Source organism: Candidatus Regiella endosymbiont of Tuberolachnus salignus, from assembly GCF_964020115.1.
GTDB classification, from domain to species: Bacteria; Pseudomonadota; Gammaproteobacteria; order Enterobacterales; family Enterobacteriaceae; genus Regiella; species Regiella insecticola.
This window is the reverse complement of the sequence record NZ_OZ026542.1, coordinates 1,463,064-1,480,627: the sequence shown is the minus strand read 5'-3', so window position 1 is coordinate 1,480,627 and position 17,564 is coordinate 1,463,064. Positions and strand designations below refer to the sequence as shown.

The following is a 17,564-nucleotide window of genomic DNA, read 5'->3' as shown; positions in this document are numbered from 1 at the left end:
GCGTTATTGTTCATATTTAAAAACAGGCAACCCTAAACGAAAACGTAACGCGAGTAATCGAGCACTTAGCCCTACCAGTAAAGTAATAATGACTACCCAGTTATGTGATAAAGGGGTTTGTTGTAATGCAATGTAAATCCAAGCGGCCGCAAAAGAAATGCCGGCATAAATTTCCTTTTGAAATACTAAAGGGATGCAATTACAAAACATATCACGTAATACGCCACCAAAAACGCCCGTTATCACCGCGGAGATAGCCGCAATAATCGCGCTGTGCTGCATATCCAGCGCGATCTGTGCACCAATGATCGAAAATACAATCAGTCCGACGGCATCCAGTACCAAAAATACGGGGCGTAAATGTTTCATGAATGGTGCCACCCAGGTGGTGACTATGGCTGCGATGGCGACAATAACAATATATTTAGGATGCTGAACCCAGGTTAATGGATAATGCCCCAACAATATATCTCTCACCGATCCCCCTCCTATCGCGGTCACCGAAGCAATAATAATGACGCCAAAAGTATCCATCTGGCGTCGACCGGCAGCCAGTGCTCCGGTCATGGCTTCTGCAGTGATGCCGATAATATAAAGGATGCTAAGTAGCATAATCACTCACATTCATTGGGTATAGGCGCTAAGCTCAAGGGGCATCTTTAGAGTTTGGCAAAACAGCGCTCCGCTGCTGCTAGCGTTTTTGTTAGGTCTTCATTACTGTGGGCGAGCGACATAAAACCGCTTTCAAAGGCTGAAGGGGCGAGATAAATCCCTTCAGCCAACATGAAACGAAAGAAACGTTTAAAACATTCAGTATCGCAGGAGATGACATCGGCATAACAGGTGATTTTTTCACGTTTGGTAAAAAACAAACCAAACATACCACCAATGTGGTTGACAACCAGTGGAATATTTTTTCTTTTAGCCACAGCGCAAAGATCTTGAGCCAATTTATCCGTTAGTTCTGTTAACCTGTGATAAACGCCATCCTTAGATAACTCCTGCAAGCAGGCAACACCCGCCGCCATGGCGATAGGATTACCAGACAGGGTGCCAGCTTGGTAAACGGAACCACTAGGGGCGAGTTTCCTCATTATTTCAGCTTTTCCACCGAATGCCCCTACCGGTAAACCTCCCCCGATAATTTTCCCCAAACAGGTGAGATCCGGATCTACATTATAATAGGCTTGTGCTCCCCCTAATGCGACCCGAAATCCGGTCATCACTTCATCGATAATTAACAAGGCACCAAATTGATCACATAAAACACGTAAACCAGACAAAAAACCCTCGACAGGTAACACACAGTTCATATTCCCTGCAACCGGCTCAACGATAATGCAAGCTACCTGATCAGGATATCGCTCAAATACTTCTTGTACCGACATCAAATCATTATAGGTACAATTAAGCGTATGTTTAGCAAAATCAGCCGGGACACCCAAGGTACTGGGTTGCCCAAGGGTTAACGCGCCAGAGCCTGCTTTGACCAGTAAAGAATCGACATGGCCGTGATAACAGCCCTCAAATTTGATGACTTTATCACGCTGAGTATAACCACGTGCCAATCGAATAGCGCTCATAGTGGCTTCAGTACCTGAATTAACCATCCGCACCATCTGCATACTGGGTACCTTTTTCGTGATCAACTCTGCCATTTTGACTTCAATTTCAGTCGGTGCGCCGAAGCTTAAGCCTTGCTGAGCCGCTTTAATCACAGCGTCACGAATAACAGGATGATTGTGCCCCAGCACCATGGAACCCCATGAGCCAACGTAATCAATGTATTCTTTATCATCGACATCGTATAAATAAGCCCCTTCAGCGCGTTTAATAAATAATGGTTTTCCTCCCACCGCACTAAACGCGCGCACCGGTGAGTTGACCCCACCAGGAATGAACTGTTGTGCCTGTTGATAAAGACTTTCAGATTTATTCATTCTGAGTTCCCGAAGAGAAAAATGAGTAGACTGCACATAACGAACGACGGTTTTATAAGAGTCTATTCTTGGCGCACAAACATAAGATCCCAAACACCATGCCCTAGACGTTGGCCACGTGATTCAAATTTGGTTATTGGGCGAGAATCAGGGCGTGGAACGTAATCATTATGGCTTGAAAGATTATGATACCCCTTAGCTGCTGACATGACGGCCAGCATGTGTTTGGCGTAAGGTTGCCAATCCGTTGCCATATGAAATATTCCCTCTATTTTTAACTTTTTCTTGACTAATTCAACAAAAGGCGGCTGCACGATACGTCGTTTGTTATGGCGTAATTTATGCCAAGGATCGGGAAAAAATAACTGCAGCTTATCAAGAGAATCATCTGGCAGCATATTGGTCAACACTTCAAGTGCATCATGGCAAATGAGGCGTAAATTAGTTAACTTGCTTGCCGTTGCTGTTGCTAGACAAGCCCCTACACCCGGTAAATGGACTTCAATACCCAGAAAATTTTGCTGTGGCGCGTTGGCGGCCATTGCCACCAATGATGCTCCCATGCCGAAGCCAATTTCTAAGGTTAATGGCGCTGCTTGCGCAAACAGGGTTTCAAGGTTAATGGGGGTCGATTGGTAATCCAATCCCATCGATGGCCAATAGTTATCCAGTGCTAACTGTTGCCCTTTGGTTAATCTTCCCTGACGGCGAACAAAACTACGAATTGGTCGCAAAGTGCGACTATTTTCATTAGCCTGCATGGCTATTAGACCTCTTTCCAAACTGTAGCGAGTTATGCGGAGTTAAGGCGCCCGGAGCACAGCAACCGGAATGTACATAAAGTACATGAGGATTGCACGCACCGGGAAACGCAGAATTCGCGTCACGTAGTAGGTTTGGAAAGAAGTCTATTATATTATTCATCATAAAAGGTTCTAGCTATTAACGAATGTTTCAGTTTACCGTTTTACTACGCTATGCTGCAATCTTCAGCCAATTTATTTATACCCTTCGTCTTTCAAGTTACGGCGGCGTTGGCAGCGATCACTCATCCTCTGTCATGTACTATCTGTACACTCCTGGGATTCGATTGATTGCCGCCTTGCCGTAACTCGAAATTCATTGGGTATATACCCTTCACCTTTGAAGCCGCCACTAGGCGATTTGAAGGGCGTACAGTTCAATATTAAATGAAGACTTATGATACAAACGCAACAATTTCGGCAACAGGTGCTTGAATGGTATCAACACCATGGGCGCAAAACATTACCTTGGCAACAGTATCAAACGGCCTATCCAGTATGGCTATCGGAAATAATGTTGCAACAAACACAGGTGACAACCGTCATTCCTTACTTCCAACGTTTTATTACTCGTTTCCCTAATATTGCTTCGCTGGCCGCCGCACCATTAGATGAAGTGCTGCATTTATGGACCGGCCTTGGCTATTATGCCCGTGCCCGAAATTTACACAAATCGGCACAAATTATCGTCAACCAACACCATGGAATATTCCCCACCACTTTTGAGCAGATTGTGGCATTGCCCGGTATTGGCCGCTCTACCGCTGGTGCGATTTTATCGCTAGCACTAGGGCAATGTTTCCCCATCCTCGATGGTAATGTTAAACGTGTATTAGCGCGTTATTATGCAGTAGCCGGCTGGCCGGGTAAAAAAGAGGTCGAACAACGCTTATGGCAGCTGAGTGAGGAGGTGACGCCTACCCGTTACGTCGGACAGTTCAATCAAGCGATGATGGATTTAGGCGCGACAATCTGTCTTCGATCACAACCAAAATGTACCTTATGTCCTCTCAATGCTGATTGTTTGGCTTACGTTAACCACAGTTGGCATCAATATCCCGGTAAAAAAACGGGGCAGCAGTTACCCCAAAAAACCGCGTATTTTTTATTAATGCAGCGGGATACACAAGTGTGGTTGGAGCAGCGCCCTCCGGTAGGTTTATGGGGCGGATTATTTTCTTTCCCTCAATTTAGTCATTATGAAGAGCTGCTGTTATGGTTAGAGCAACGTGGTATTAAAGACAGTGATTTATGTCAGCTAAATACTTTTCGTCACACTTTTAGCCATTTTCACTTAGATATCATTCCTTATTGGTTGTATAACATGCCGGTTAGCGGCTGCATGGATGAGGGAGCCGGTCTCTGGTATAACTTAGTACAGCCGCCGTTAATCGGTCTTGCGGCGCCGGTCGAACGTCTCTTACAGCAGTTAACTGATAATTCAACTTAAAGAAGATTTAACATGAAGAAATCCCTTATTTTTTGCCAATTTTTAAAAAAAGAAGCCGAACAACAAGATTTCCAACTTTATCCGGGAGAACTGGGTAAACGTATCTATAATGAAATTTCTAAAGAAGCCTGGTCACAATGGATGACAAAACAAACTATGCTAATTAATGAAAATAAACTTAGCACGATGAACGCTGAACATCGTCAATTTCTCGAACAAAAAATGATAAATTTTTTATTTGAAGGTAAGAATATAGATATCGCAGGATATAAACCATCGGGTCAGTAATAGATTAGACCTCTTTCGAAACCTACTGCGTGATGCGAATCCTGCGTTGCCCGGTGCGCGCAATCCTCATGTACTTCAGTACACTCCGGTTGCTGTGCGCCGGGCGCCTTGACTTCGTATCACTCGCTACGGTTTCTAAAGAGGTCTATTGCTTGCAAAACCGTAGCTATAAGGGGAGAAATGCATGTTCAAAATGATAAAATGGCTAATATAAAATGAATAAAACGTTAGTTTTGCTTGTGATGGCTCCACTGCTTGTTTCCTGTTCTAGTGATAGTGAAAAAAAACAGGTTAATAATGAAATTTTAATTAAAGACACCAAGAGCTTTGATATTTTAATGGGACAATTTGCGCATAATATCGAACAGCTTTGGGGATTAAATGAAATATTAATCGCCGGCCCAAAAGACTATGTGAAATACACCGAGCAATATCGAACTCGCAGTCATATTAATTTTGATGCGGGAACCATCACTTTTGAAACTATCGCGACCAATAATCCTGCTGCACATTTGCGTCAAACTATTATCGCGACCCTGTTAATGGGGGACGATGCCAACTCGGTTGATCTCTATTCAGACGTTAATGATATTCAAATCAGCCAAGAGCCTTTTTTGTATGGACAGGTATTAGATAACAGCGGCCAGCCTATTCGCTGGGAATGGCGTGCCAGTCATTTTGCTGATTATTTACTGCAGAATAAAATACAAAAACGTGTCTCTGGCTCACAGGTTATTTGGTTTATTAGCTTACGCTTTGTACCTAACCATCTCGATAAACGATCACATCTCTATTTACCGTTAATACGCCAAGCCGCCGCAAAATATAGTATCGAAGAATCCTTGATATTAGCGATCATGCAGATTGAATCAAGTTTTAATCCTTACGCTATTAGTAATTCTAACGCGATAGGTTTAATGCAAATCCTGCCCCATTCGGCAGGAAAAGATGTATTTAAAATGAAAGGAAAAGGGGGTAAGCCAAGTCAGCGTTATCTCTTTGATCCAGAAAATAACATTGATACAGGTGCTGCCTATTTATCTCTTTTAAAAAACAGTTATCTTGCCGGAATTCAGAATAGTGCCTCTCGACGTTATGCGATGATAAGCGCTTATAATGGTGGAGCCGGCAGTGTATTACGTTTATTTTCTAATGATAGAAACCGAGCGGTTAGCATTATTAATAGCATGGAGCCTAATGCTGTATTCCAAAAATTAATTAGTCAACACCCCGCCAAAGAAGCACGTCGCTATTTAATAAAAGTCAATGATGCTCAAAAAAATTACCGGCGACCTTAATATCTATACATTTTTTTTGCAGACAAGTAATAACTACTTATATTTCATAAATAAATAGCTTTCATATTTCGCCATTTTTACAACGGCTATACATTATTTTACTAATAAGTGATTAAGATAGCACCTGTTGTTTAGAGGGGCGTTATTTAAAATAAAATAATAATTTTATATTTCTTTCTAGACTAAGCCGTTATTAATTTAACAAACTTGTTATTGAATATACTTATCGGTTCCGCTCAAAATTTCTATTAGTGGATATCACTTAATAAATTTAAACTAATTAAATAAAGAGTTAATATTGCATGAATAAATTATTATCTGATGTTGAACAGTATGTTTTTGGTGAGTTTATTTTAAGAAAAGACGGTGCACTTTATTATAAAGATAAAAGAACTAACTTACCGCCTAAAGAATTAGCGGTGTTAATGTTATTATTAAACTCCAAAGGCGAATTAATTTCTAAAGACGAAATTCTAGAAAAAGTATGGCATGGTAGCTTCGTTGCTGAAGAATCTTTAACACGCTGTATTTATATATTACGTCGTAGGCTGCATGAAAATAAAGAAAACCGTTATATCGATACAGTATATGGTAAGGGTTATCGTTTTATTTGTCCTGTGAAAAAAGTATCTCCAGAAACAAACAATAAATCCAAAACCCTACTCGCCATTTTACCTTTTAAAATGGATAATCCGGTTGATTCATCAATCATGCACGATTTTTTAATGCAAGAATTATCGAAATATACGCTTTCAGGTCTTAATATTTTGCCGTCAATACTGACTAATAACTGTAAAGATTATGATGATATCGTGACTTTATTAGATAAAACAAAGCCGGATTATTATTTGGCGGGTACGATGATAACGCATAGTGCTAAACCATTTTTACGCCTTGAGTTGGTGCAGACCCATGATCATGCGATTGTATACAGAGAAAGTGTTGATCTTGAAGATAACATTAATTTTAGCTGTTTAAATTTACAATATGTGCTTGATACTTTTTTACCGCATTATATTCCTTGCTTAAAACAAAAACAGCGAGATCCTAAAAAAAGGATCCCCGTACCCCTGCAATATCAAACATCATCCAAGGTTAAAACAACGTCATTTTATTCCCCTGTAGTTAACAACACATCAATGACTACATTAAATATCGCTAGCTAAATAAGAGGTTAAAATACATGAGATTATCTGTTTATTTAACGACATTCATTTTATTAGTAATAAGCCCTTTCGCTCAGGCCAGTTGTTGGAAAAAAGCAGAAAAAAGTTTTGGCATTGAAGCAAAATTACTTAAAGCCATTGCACAAGTTGAATCAGGCATGAAGCCTAATGCCGTCGGACGTAATAATAATGGCACCCATGATGTTGGTTTAATGCAAATTAATAGTAGTCATTTTCCGCGTTTAAAAAAATTAGGCATCGATGCTAAAAAAATGAAAGAAGATCCCTGTATATCGATCATGGTGGGTGCTTCTATTCTCTCTGACATGATGAAAGTGTATGGTTATTCTTGGGAAGCGGTTGGTGCTTATAATGCTGGATTACATAAATCACGTCGCGATTTAAGAATGCGTTACGCACGTAAAGTCTGGAAGACTTATAACAAATAAATCAACGCTCTATTTCTAAATTTAAATCATTCAAAGTATTATTTTAATAATAAATCCCCGAATCAATATCATCAAATATGATGAAAAAAGGATAATTGATGAGATTATCATCAGGATGTGACAATTTATCTTTGTTAATCTCTCTTTCTACTGTTTACCTAATTATATTTTACAGCCAATTTAAATAAAGTAATAAACAATTATGCACAGAGAAATAAAAACAAAATCCGTTGCACCACAGATTATTATTCGCCTGCTTAATGGAATATTAAAAGGTTGTGAATTCGAATTGGGTAACGGTAAAACATTATTTATTGTTGGGAAAGAATCGGATGTTTTAAACCAAACCCATTTGCCCACTTTTCCTGAAAATACTATTTTTATTCCTGTCACTTCAGAGGGAACTAATTTTGAAATTCAGGTAAATGAAGAAAATAACGTCTTTTTACAGCCACTGCATAGTGAAAGTGAAACGGAAAAAAATAATCCAACCGCGGTGGTATTTAATAAAATAGTGAAAGTAGGCCAATTAGCTTTCTCGATTAAAGCCATCAATACCCCGTGGGTATCAGAGATCCTAGCCTATCCGGTACAAAAAAAGGTTGCGCCAAAGCCGCGGCGGTTAGCGAAAAAAGCACGGTTGCTGCTGTGGGGTGCTGTCGGTGTCTTCACTTTAATGACCGCATTGAGTATCGCCCAAATAAAAAAGGCAGATGATCAGCAGCAAACGAAAGAACTGTCATCATTGCTCGGTGATAGCGAAGGAAAATATCAAATTTTACCCGGTCATGATGGTTGGATTTATATTCTCGCCAACAATGACAAAGAGATGGCTTGGGCACGGCAAGCGTTAATCCGCTTTAATTCAACACAACAAGTCCGTGTACTCAGCGTGCAACAAGAAGAAAAGCGTATAGGATTATGGCTTTCGGAAAATTGGTCAAAGGTTAAATACCACCGTATCAGAATAGAAACGCCGCGGTCACCCAAAGTATTAATCAGCAAAGAGCGCACTGAGCTCAATGATGATCAGCGCACACAACTAATTAAAGCATTAAATCAACAGATCCCTTATGCACAGCAAAGCCAATTATTGTCGATTAGCGATAAAGAGGTAGTGTATCAAGCGGAATCAGGCATTAAAAAAATGGCGGTGCCTTATACACGTCATGATAACGGCAGTAGTGTCACCTTTGTTATTCAAGGGGCGTTGGATGATAGCCAATTACAACAATTGCGCAGTTTTGTCACCCATTACACCCAAGCCTGGGGCGAACACTATGTGAAATTTTCAGTTGAATTAAAAGATGATTGGCTCAAAGGCAAATCATTTAAATACGGTGATCAGGGGTATATAAAGGTTTCCCCCGGTTATTGGTACTTTCCTAAACCTTTGTAAATACATTTGAGGAAAATAAAATGGCAGACAGAATATATATGCCGATCGTAGAGTCTCTGGATTTTAGTAAGACAGATAACATGAAAAAGCCTTTGGAAGACGCGGACAAAGCTGCAAAAAAAGCTCTGACAGAATTGGAGAAAGACGCTAGTCCAGGGGCTGTCGCTGCTTATACCCAGGCTCATAATCATCTACAAGCGATGATAAATGTTATAACGAATCACGCTTCTGCCAGCAGAAAGGTGGTTGAAAGTTCAATGGGTACATTGAGATAAATAAAGTACAAATTCTATTTATATTTATTACATCAATTTTTTAACCTAAGAAGAAATAATATGAATGAAAAAATAGCCTCTATTAATTCAACGGAATTTAATGGTATTAATTCAGATGATATTGTGGCCGCATTAGCGCCTTCAATCACAACGTTAAGCGATAGCGTGGCAGCAGCGAGGGCAAAATTTGATGAAAATGGTAGCCCCGGTTCCGCTGTGGCGTTAAGTGAACAAATGAATCGTTTTCAAGCACTGGCAACGGCTTTATCAACAGCATTAAAGACCAATAATACCATCAATATGACACCCATTAACCATATCGGTAGATAGCCCTACAATAAAAATAAAAAAACCAGGGCGTTTCGCCCTACTCTATTTATTTTTTAGCAATATCTATTGATTAGATGGATTTAATAATGAATTTACTTAATAACAGTCAAGGTCGATTACATTTATGATAAAGCTACCGCGATGTATTTTTATTCCTGCGCTTATTTTGCTATTAGTGGCATGTAAGCAGCAGGATTTATTAAAAGATTTAGATCAACAACAAGCGAATGAAGTTTCGGCGTTATTACAGCGTAATAATATCGAAGCGAAAAAAATCGATAATGCGAAAAGTGGTTACAGTATTACCGTCGCGCCCATTGATTTTGTCGCCGCGGTGGATTTAATTAAAATGTATAACCTTCCATCGAAACCCCGTATGGAAATAGCGCAAATGTTTCCCAGTGATTCATTAATTTCATCGCCTCGAGAAGAAAAAGCGCGCTTATATTCAGGGATAGAACAACGGCTGGAACAGTCGTTACAAACCATGAATGGCGTTGTGACCGCCCGTGTTCATGTCAGCTATGATTTAGATTCAGGCGAAGGGGGGCGCAAAGTGGTGCCGATACACATGACCACTGTTGTTACCTATGATCAAGAGATTGACCCGAATTTATTAATAGGGGATGTCAAACGGTTTTTGAAAAACAGTTTTCATGACGTCGACTATGACAATATTTCGGTGGTGTTATCGAAACGCTCGATGATCCAACATCAAGCACCGATGAATGGCAAAAAAGAACAAAGTAGTTACAGCGGTGTTTATTATCTTTTGATGGTGCTAATGATACTTTTTGTTGGGCTGATGGCTATCATGGTGGCGCGGAAGAAAAAATTATTACCAACAAAAACAACAGCTGGAAAAAAAGTCATGCCGCAGAAATTGGTGAATGGTAACCAGGAGCAGCATCATGCTTAAGGTAACACCACTTGATCGAATACTATTCGACCCTGTGTCTTATATCCACCCGGCGCGATTTAAATTACCGTCATTATTGCGTGGGGAGAAATCTCGCTCCCTGCTCAATGATATGCTAATCAATCAATATCACTTGAGCACTGAGCAGCCACTTATCGTAGGGTTTACTCAGCAGTTGATCGCACGATGGCATTATTTGCCGCAAATCAGTTTTCTTATTGCCTGTCAGCGACATCGCGCTATTTTATCCCGTCAAGGGGTATTGCAACGTTTTCCGGCTTGGATACAACAATTTGCCAAACTTAACTTGGTGGCCGCGTTACCTTGCCAGATCAATCAGCACGTTAATTTTATCCAACTGCTGGCAGATGGTGCCCGTGAAATGGGGCTTTGGCATGATCAGCTCCCTCGATCACTAAGGCAACGCATTCTGTTGTTATTTCCACCTGACATCGACAGCATGGTGCAGAAGGGTAAAAGCATTGACTCAAATGCGCTGCTGATTACCCTGGCAATGCAGCATGTTAAAAAATATCCGCATGCGCTTGAAGATCCTTTTATGCTGGATTAGGCAAATCAATAAAAGTAACATCACATTGATGATGCTTGGCAAGCCATTCTCCTAACGCTTTAATACCATAACGTTCGGTTGCATGGTGCCCTGCTGCATAGAAATTCAGCCCCATTTCCCTGGCAATATGGGTGGGTGGTCTGTTCAGAAATTTCGCCGCTAATAAAAGCATCGACACCAAATTCAGCGGCCTGTTGAATATAGCCTTGTCCTCCGCCGGTACACCAAGCGAGTTTTTTTACCTTAACAACGCTAGGATCACCACAATGTATCACCTCTCGCCCGAGCAATTTTTCTAGACGTTTGCGAAAAACAACCGCATCAACTGATTTTTCAAATTCGCCATAGGGTAATAACGGTTCAATGTTTCCCAATACCTTAATCCCAATCAGTTTAGCCAGTTGTGCGTTATTGCCGAGGTCTGGATGAGCATCAAGCGGTAAATGGTAAGCATAAAGATTAATATTGTGCGTTAGTAATGTGTTTAAACGCTTACGTTTCATACCCCGTATCACCACTGGCTCATTTTTCCAAAAATAACCATGATGAACTAAGATGGTATCAGCCCCCTTTTCTATGGCCTGATCAAGTAATGCTTGACTTGCAGTAACACCGGTAACAATACGTTCAACTTTTGACTGGCCTTCCACTTGTAAACCATTAGGAGCATAATCTTGAAAATTTTGGATATTGAGCAGATTGTTAATAATTTTTTCCAGTTCAGTGTTCTTCATCGAGATAACCCTTTTTTGACAAAAGACTTCAATAGACCTCTTTCCAAACCGTAGTTCGTTATGCGAAGTCAAGGCGCCCGGCGCACAGCAACCTTCGTTGCTATAAATACATGAGGATTGCGAGCACCGGGCAACGCAGGATTCGCGTCACGTAGTAGGTTTGGAAAGAGGTCTAATAAGCTGCTGACAGCACAATTTGCTTACTCATGATATCCTATTATCCTACTCTTGGTTATTAATGAACTTTGCAATGAAATTAAATTTTCGTTTAAATAACAGCCTGACGACTGAAGCTAAAACCCCGATTGTGTTAATACACGGTCTGTTTGGTAATCTCGATAATCTTGGGATGTTAGCGCGAGATCTACAAAAAAATCACAGTGTGATACTGCTGGACTTACGCAACCATGGGCTTTCACCCCGTTCACAACAAATGAATTATTCAGTGATGGCGCAAGATGTATTAGCGCTACTCGCCAGATTACAAATAGAAAAAGCGATCATTATTGGCCATTCTATGGGGGGAAAAGTCGCGATGGCGATGACGGCTCTTGCCCCACAACAGATTGAAAAAGTGATCGTGATTGATATTGCGCCAGTGGCCTACGAGATCCACCGTCATGACGCGATATTTGCCGCTCTGAAAGCGGTCACTCAGCAAGGTATTGTGCATCGCCCTGCCGCAGCGGGGTTGATGCGTCAATTTATATCAGAAGAAGCAATCATCTATTTTTTACTAAAATCATTCAAAGAGGGAAAATGGTGTTTTGATGTCGATATTCTCTGTGATCAATACGAGAATATTGCAGCTTGGCAAGCTATCCCTTTGTGGCCAGATCCTGTTTTGTTTATTCGCGGTGAACTGTCGTGCTATATTCAGGATAGCCATCGCGCCAGTATAACCGCACAGTTTCCACAAGCGTATATCGAGACTATTTCGCAGGCCGGTCATGCGGTTCATGCAGAAAAAACGGCGATGGTGTTAGCCGCTATTCGGCGATTTATCTGAAATCAAAATAAGTGGTAAAAATTAATAGGGTATACAAACAGTTATGGCAATCGTGGGTATCTTTTTTGGCAGTGACACTGGCAATACAGAAAATATTGCTAATATGATTCAAGCCCAATTGGGAAAAGACTGTGCTGAGGTGTATGACATTGCCAAAAGTAGCAGAGAAGATTTAGAAAAATTTGATATTCTGCTGCTTGGCATTCCTACCTGGTATTACGGCGAAGCCCAGTGTGATTGGGATGATTTTTTTCCAACATTAGCAGAAATCGATTTTGCAGGAAAATTAGTGGCACTGTTCGGCTGTGGTGATCAAGAAGATTACGCCGAATATTTTTGTGATGCCATGGGTACAGTACGTGATATCGTCGAAGCTCGTGGCGCCACTATTATTGGGCACTGGCCAACAGAGGGCTATCATTTTGAAGCGTCTAAAGCGTTGACAGATGACAAGCACTGTTTTGTTGGTCTGGCTATTGATGAAGATCGCCAACCAGAGCTCACTGAAATACGTGTAGATAAGTGGGTAAAACAAATTAGTGAAGAACTCTCTTTATAAAAAACTTTCCCTTTAGCGCCTTAGGATGTATACCCAATGAATTTCGAGTTACGGCAAGGCGGCGGCTTCAAAGGCGAAGGGTATAATAGGATTAAATCTGCATGATCGACAATAATACCGCACTAAAAAAGATGGGTCTCAAGGTGACGCATCCAAGGTTGAAGATCTTAGAAGTTTTACAGGATCCCACTTGCCATCACATTAGCGCAGAAGACATTTATAAAAAACTGATCGATATGAATCAAGAAATCGGTTTAGCTACCGTCTACCGTGTTCTCAATCAATTTGAAGATGTTCGAATTGTTATTCGCCACAATTTTGAAGGCAATAAATCGGTTTTTGAACTGACACAGCCGCATCATCACGATCATTTAATCTGCCTAAATTGTGGCAAGGTAATCGAATTTCGAGACGAATTTATTGAAAAACGGCAACAGGATATTGCCAATCAGCATGGTATAAAATTGACTAATCGCAGTCTGCATCTATATGGAAATTGCACCACAAAAAACTGCCCAAAAAGTAAATCTGTGCAGGATACGTAATTCATTAGACTGCTTGCAAAACCGTCGCTCGTTATGTGAAGTCATAGGCGCACAGTGCGCATGAGGGTAACACCGAATTCACACCACGCAGTAGGTTATGCAAGAAGTCTAAATATCAACGAGAGTACAAGAGATTTCTAGGCGTTAAGAAGCCTATTGCTTCCCAGCTTTATCCTGCCAGGTATCACGCAGCCCAACCGTTCGATTAAACACCGGTTGTCCCGCCTGAAAATGTTGATTATCGATACAAAAATAGCCCTCGCGTTCAAATTGATAACATTGCTCAGGCTGTGCGGTAGCTAAACTGGGCTCAACAAAACCCTGATGGATGATCAGTGATTGTGGATTTACTGTGGCGATAAAATCATCCACTGCGCTAGGGTTAGGCACGTTAAAAAGACGATCATATAAACGGATCTGTGCCGGCACCGCATAGGCGGCGGCAACCCAGTGGATCACGCCTTTCACTTTACGCCCATCGGCTGGATCTTTATTCAGCGTCTTTGAGTCATAACTACAATAAACAGCGATAATATTGCCGTTCAGATCTTTTTCAACACGTTCTGCTTTAATGATATAGGCATGACGCAAGCGTACTTCTTTACCGAGAACCAACCGTTTGTATTGTCTATTGGCTTCTTCACGAAAATCAGCTCGATCGATATAAATCACACTATCAAAAGGAACCTGACGACTGCCCATCTGTGGGTTATTCGGATGATTAGGTAGCGTAAGCTGTTCTAAGCAGGCTTCTCTATTTTCAATAATCAGCTTGAGCGGATCCAATACCGCCATTGCTCTTGGCGCATTTTCATTCAGTTCGTCACGGATACAAGATTCTAATGACATCATTTCGACCTGGTTGTCTTGCTTGGTGACACCGATACGGCGACAGAATTCACGAATGGAAGCCGCAGTATAGCCACGACGACGCAAACCTGAAATCGTTGGCATGCGTGGATCATCCCAACCTTCTACGATGTTCTCCGTCACTAATACATTAAGTTTGCGTTTTGACATAATGGCAAATTCAAGATTTAAGCGAGAAAATTCGTACTGACGTGGGTGGCAATTAATATCAATATGTTCTAATACCCAATCGTACAAACGCCGATTATCTTGAAATTCAAGTGTACAAAGCGAATGGGTAATGCCTTCTAGCGCATCAGAAATACAATGCGTAAAATCATACATAGGATAAATACACCATTGGTTACCCGTTTGATGGTGTTCAGCAAATTTGACGCGATACAGAACAGGATCACGCATTACCATAAAAGGAGAAGCCATGTTGATTTTTGCCCGCAGGCAGGCACTGCCTTCGCTAAATTCCCCCTCCCGCATTTTTGCAAACAACACCAAGTTTTCTTCGATACTACGCTCACGAAATGGACTATTTTTACCTGCTGTGGTCAAAGTTCCACGATATTCACGTATTTCTTCAGCGTTAAGCTCATCGACATACGCCAAATTCTTTTTTATCAACTCAACCGCATAACGGTACAATTGATCAAAATAATCAGATGAATAACGTACTTCTCCACTCCATGAAAAACCGAGCCACTGTAAATCACGTTTGATGGATTCTATATATTCAAGCTCTTCTTTCTCCGGATTGGTATCATCAAAGCGGAGATTACATTTTCCTTGATAATCTTGCGCGATACCAAAATTTAAGCAAATAGATTTGGCATGACCGATATGTAAATAGCCATTTGGCTCGGGAGGGAAACGGGTATGTATTTCACTATGCTTACCACTGGCTAAATCTTCATCAATAATTTGACGAATAAAATTATTCGGGCGGGCTTCAGCCTCATTCATTGTATGTTTCCTCACTTTTTGTCCAATAGATTTCCAATAGGATCTTACAAGCAGGCTTTGGAGGCAACTGTTTATACCCTTCGCCTTTGAAGCTGCCGCATTGTTGGCTGCGAGCCCTCGCCTTCATGGTATATCTACGCTCATCGGTCGGTCGCCCTTGCCGCCTTGCCGTAACTCGAAATTCATTGGGTATATCTCATTAGACTTCTTGCAAAACCGTGCCCGCGGGGCTAATAGCAAATAAATCGGTTTGCCCCGCCACCACCTCACCATTTGCTAGCACAGAGAGCTCGCCAAAGTGGGAGAGGTTTTGTACCAACACGGGGCTGAGCAAAGAAACACCATTGGCATTAAGATATTCAAGATCTAACAGTAGAATAGGCTGACCAGCGACCACCATACTTTCTTCTTCAACCAAACGTTTAAAGCCATGACTATATTGTTTATCAAGCTGGATACCGATATGGATCAAAATTTCAACACCTGTGCTGCTGGTCAGATAAAAAGCGTGGCTAGTATGAACAATCCGTGTAATTTTGCCATCAATCGGTGCCACTACGGTTTTAGCAGTCGGATAAATGGCGACACCCTCCCCGAGAATTTTACTGGCATAGGCTTCGTCGGCAATAGTTTCTAATGGATGGACGGTGCCAGTAATAGGTGAAAGTAATATCAGTGGTGTTGCCTGTATTTTTTTAATATCGGCTTGAATTCGATGAGGTGGCGGTAAAGCTGTCATCACCGCTGAAGGAACTCGGCTATCGGCAAACACCCTTTGCATCGCCTGTGCGATGAATTCTGCTCGAGCCCCAACAATAACCTGCACACTGTATTTATTGAGACAAATAATAGCGGATGCGCCTAAATTTTTTGCTAACGCCTCGTTTACCCGTGCGGCATCTTTGACATTCAGGCGCAGACGAGTAATGCAAGCATCGATAGCTATCAAATTGTCAGAGCCCCCCATTGCACTAATATAACGACGAGCAAGTAGTTTGATAGCAGTATCATTATTAATATTTTTTATATTATTTTTATTAATATTATAATCATCTTCTTCATCACCAAAAATATCCTCTTCCCGACCGGGTGTTAACAATTTAAATTTATTGATAAGAGAACGAAACATCAAATAATAAACCGCAAAAAAAAGCACACCTTGTGGCAACAACATATACCAATCTGTCGCTAATGGGTTACGTGAAGAAAGTATCATATCTATCAGACCGGCACTAAAACCAAAGCCGGCTATCCAATGCATCTGTGCGGCGATAAATACCGAAATACCAGTCAAGACGGCATGAATAAAATAAAGAGGGGGAGCAACGAACATAAAAGAAAATTCTAAGGGTTCACTAATTCCGGTTAAAAAAGAAGCAAATGCACCTGCTAGCATAATATCGTAGATTTTATTTTTCTTTTCAGGACGAGCGCAGTGATACATCGCTAAGGCGGCGCCTGGTAAGCCAAACATCATAATGGGGAAAAATCCGGCTTGATAACGGCCGGTAACACCGACTTCCGCTGTCCCTGAGTCGATAGATTGTTGTCCTGCTAAAAAATTAGGAATGTCGTTGATACCCGCGACATCAAACCAAAATACTGAGTTTAAAGCGTGGTGCAAACCAATGGGAACCAATAGCCGATTGAAAAAAGCATAGATCCCTGCCCCCAGGGAGCCCATATCTTGAATATTTTCACCGAAATTAACCAAAGCATCGTAAATGACTGGCCAAACAAACATGAGGGCACAAGCGACGAAAATCATCACAAAAGACGTTAAAATGGGGACTAGGAGGCGGCCATTAAAAAAGGATAATGCGTTCGGTAGCTCAATATGACTAAAGCGATTATATAACTCAGCGGAGATAATACCGACCAAAATACCAATAAATTGATTGTTAATGTTATCAAAAGCGGCAGGAACCTGATCAATAGGAAGTTGCTCAATGATGGAGACTCCCTTAGGGGAACACAATGTGGTCAATACTAAATAGCCAACAAT

General features: G+C 41.2%; 18 protein-coding genes and 2 pseudogenes. 13 read left to right on the top strand and 7 right to left on the bottom strand.

The genetic code is table 11. The features are described from left to right. Positions 1 to 3 precede the first annotated feature (3 nt). The 3 genes from AACL30_RS07710 to trmB form a co-directional block, all read right to left on the bottom strand. Positions 4 to 612, bottom strand: a complete 609-nt coding sequence (locus AACL30_RS07710; RefSeq protein WP_339058246.1) for a trimeric intracellular cation channel family protein — start codon at positions 610 to 612, stop codon at positions 4 to 6. 47 nt (positions 613 to 659) lie between these two features. Then, a complete protein-coding gene (gene hemL, locus AACL30_RS07705) occupies positions 660 to 1,940 on the bottom strand; it encodes a glutamate-1-semialdehyde 2,1-aminomutase (protein WP_339058245.1) in 1,281 nt (426 codons plus the stop codon). 62 nt (positions 1,941 to 2,002) lie between these two features. Continuing rightward, positions 2,003 to 2,701 carry a tRNA (guanosine(46)-N7)-methyltransferase TrmB gene (gene trmB, locus AACL30_RS07700; protein WP_422389584.1) on the bottom strand — a complete coding sequence of 233 codons (699 nt, stop codon included), beginning with the start codon at positions 2,699 to 2,701 and terminating at the stop codon, positions 2,003 to 2,005. Between the two features lie 439 nt (positions 2,702 to 3,140). On the opposite strand from trmB, the gene mutY reads away from it, so the two are divergent. From mutY to AACL30_RS07650, 10 genes are all read left to right on the top strand, one after another. Next, positions 3,141 to 4,193 carry an A/G-specific adenine glycosylase gene (mutY, locus tag AACL30_RS07695; protein ID WP_339058243.1) on the top strand — a complete coding sequence of 351 codons (1,053 nt, stop codon included), beginning with the start codon at positions 3,141 to 3,143 and terminating at the stop codon, positions 4,191 to 4,193. A gap of 12 nt (positions 4,194 to 4,205) precedes the next feature. Continuing rightward, a complete protein-coding gene (locus AACL30_RS07690; RefSeq protein WP_339058242.1) occupies positions 4,206 to 4,481 on the top strand; it encodes an oxidative damage protection protein in 276 nt (91 codons plus the stop codon). Between the two features lie 215 nt (positions 4,482 to 4,696). After that, positions 4,697 to 5,779: a membrane-bound lytic murein transglycosylase MltC gene (gene mltC, locus AACL30_RS07685; RefSeq protein ID WP_339058241.1), complete on the top strand. Its 1,083-nt coding sequence runs from the start codon at positions 4,697 to 4,699 to the stop codon at positions 5,777 to 5,779. 302 nt (positions 5,780 to 6,081) lie between these two features. Then, a complete protein-coding gene (locus tag AACL30_RS07680) occupies positions 6,082 to 6,945 on the top strand; it encodes a winged helix-turn-helix domain-containing protein (RefSeq protein ID WP_339058240.1) in 864 nt (287 codons plus the stop codon). Between the two features lie 17 nt (positions 6,946 to 6,962). After that, on the top strand, positions 6,963 to 7,394 hold the full coding sequence (gene iagB, locus AACL30_RS07675; RefSeq protein WP_006707874.1) for a type III secretion system invasion protein IagB: 432 nt from the start codon (positions 6,963 to 6,965) through the stop codon (positions 7,392 to 7,394). Positions 7,395 to 7,596: 202 nt separating this feature from the next. Next, on the top strand, positions 7,597 to 8,793 hold the full coding sequence (locus AACL30_RS07670; RefSeq protein WP_339058239.1) for a PrgH/EprH family type III secretion apparatus protein: 1,197 nt from the start codon (positions 7,597 to 7,599) through the stop codon (positions 8,791 to 8,793). 20 nt (positions 8,794 to 8,813) lie between these two features. Continuing rightward, entirely contained in the window at positions 8,814 to 9,068 is a 255-nt protein-coding gene (locus AACL30_RS07665; RefSeq protein WP_339058238.1) for a hypothetical protein, read from the top strand. A gap of 60 nt (positions 9,069 to 9,128) precedes the next feature. After that, positions 9,129 to 9,398 carry a hypothetical protein gene (locus tag AACL30_RS07660; protein WP_339058237.1) on the top strand — a complete coding sequence of 90 codons (270 nt, stop codon included), beginning with the start codon at positions 9,129 to 9,131 and terminating at the stop codon, positions 9,396 to 9,398. 124 nt (positions 9,399 to 9,522) lie between these two features. Next, positions 9,523 to 10,317, top strand: coding sequence for an EscJ/YscJ/HrcJ family type III secretion inner membrane ring protein (locus AACL30_RS07655; protein WP_339058236.1), 795 nt, complete (start codon positions 9,523 to 9,525; stop codon positions 10,315 to 10,317). Then, positions 10,310 to 10,888 carry a type III secretion apparatus protein OrgA/MxiK gene (locus tag AACL30_RS07650; protein ID WP_339058235.1) on the top strand — a complete coding sequence of 193 codons (579 nt, stop codon included), beginning with the start codon at positions 10,310 to 10,312 and terminating at the stop codon, positions 10,886 to 10,888. The genes AACL30_RS07655 and AACL30_RS07650 overlap by 8 nt, the downstream gene beginning before the upstream one ends. Here AACL30_RS07650 and AACL30_RS07645 read toward each other — a convergent pair. Beyond that, positions 10,875 to 11,622, bottom strand: a pseudogene (locus AACL30_RS07645) (type 2 GTP cyclohydrolase I). The gene AACL30_RS07650 and the pseudogene AACL30_RS07645 sit on opposite strands and share 14 nt — an antisense overlap. Before the next feature lie 250 nt (positions 11,623 to 11,872). On the opposite strand from AACL30_RS07645, the gene AACL30_RS07640 reads away from it, so the two are divergent. The 3 genes from AACL30_RS07640 (at position 11,873) to fur (ending at position 13,735) form a co-directional block, all read left to right on the top strand. Continuing rightward, positions 11,873 to 12,631: an alpha/beta fold hydrolase gene (locus tag AACL30_RS07640; RefSeq protein ID WP_339058234.1), complete on the top strand. Its 759-nt coding sequence runs from the start codon at positions 11,873 to 11,875 to the stop codon at positions 12,629 to 12,631. Positions 12,632 to 12,674: 43 nt separating this feature from the next. After that, positions 12,675 to 13,190 carry a flavodoxin FldA gene (fldA, locus tag AACL30_RS07635; RefSeq protein ID WP_339058233.1) on the top strand — a complete coding sequence of 172 codons (516 nt, stop codon included), beginning with the start codon at positions 12,675 to 12,677 and terminating at the stop codon, positions 13,188 to 13,190. Between the two features lie 101 nt (positions 13,191 to 13,291). Continuing rightward, positions 13,292 to 13,735, top strand: coding sequence for a ferric iron uptake transcriptional regulator (gene fur, locus AACL30_RS07630; RefSeq protein ID WP_339058232.1), 444 nt, complete (start codon positions 13,292 to 13,294; stop codon positions 13,733 to 13,735). A 153-nt stretch (positions 13,736 to 13,888) separates the two neighbouring features. Here the strand turns inward: fur and glnS are convergent, their stop codons facing one another. The 3 genes and pseudogenes from glnS to AACL30_RS07615 form a co-directional block, all read right to left on the bottom strand. Beyond that, positions 13,889 to 15,559 carry a glutamine--tRNA ligase gene (glnS, locus tag AACL30_RS07625; RefSeq protein WP_339058231.1) on the bottom strand — a complete coding sequence of 557 codons (1,671 nt, stop codon included), beginning with the start codon at positions 15,557 to 15,559 and terminating at the stop codon, positions 13,889 to 13,891. Beyond that, the gene (locus AACL30_RS07620; RefSeq protein WP_339058230.1) at positions 15,552 to 15,686 is read right to left on the bottom strand and encodes a hypothetical protein; all 135 of its coding nucleotides are present in this window, start codon (positions 15,684 to 15,686) and stop codon (positions 15,552 to 15,554) included. Before AACL30_RS07620 ends, glnS begins: the two co-directional genes overlap by 8 nt. Positions 15,687 to 15,758: 72 nt before the next feature. Then, positions 15,759 to 17,561, bottom strand: a pseudogene (locus AACL30_RS07615) (glucose PTS transporter subunit IIA); the annotation flags it as partial. Positions 17,562 to 17,564: the final 3 nt, after the last annotated feature.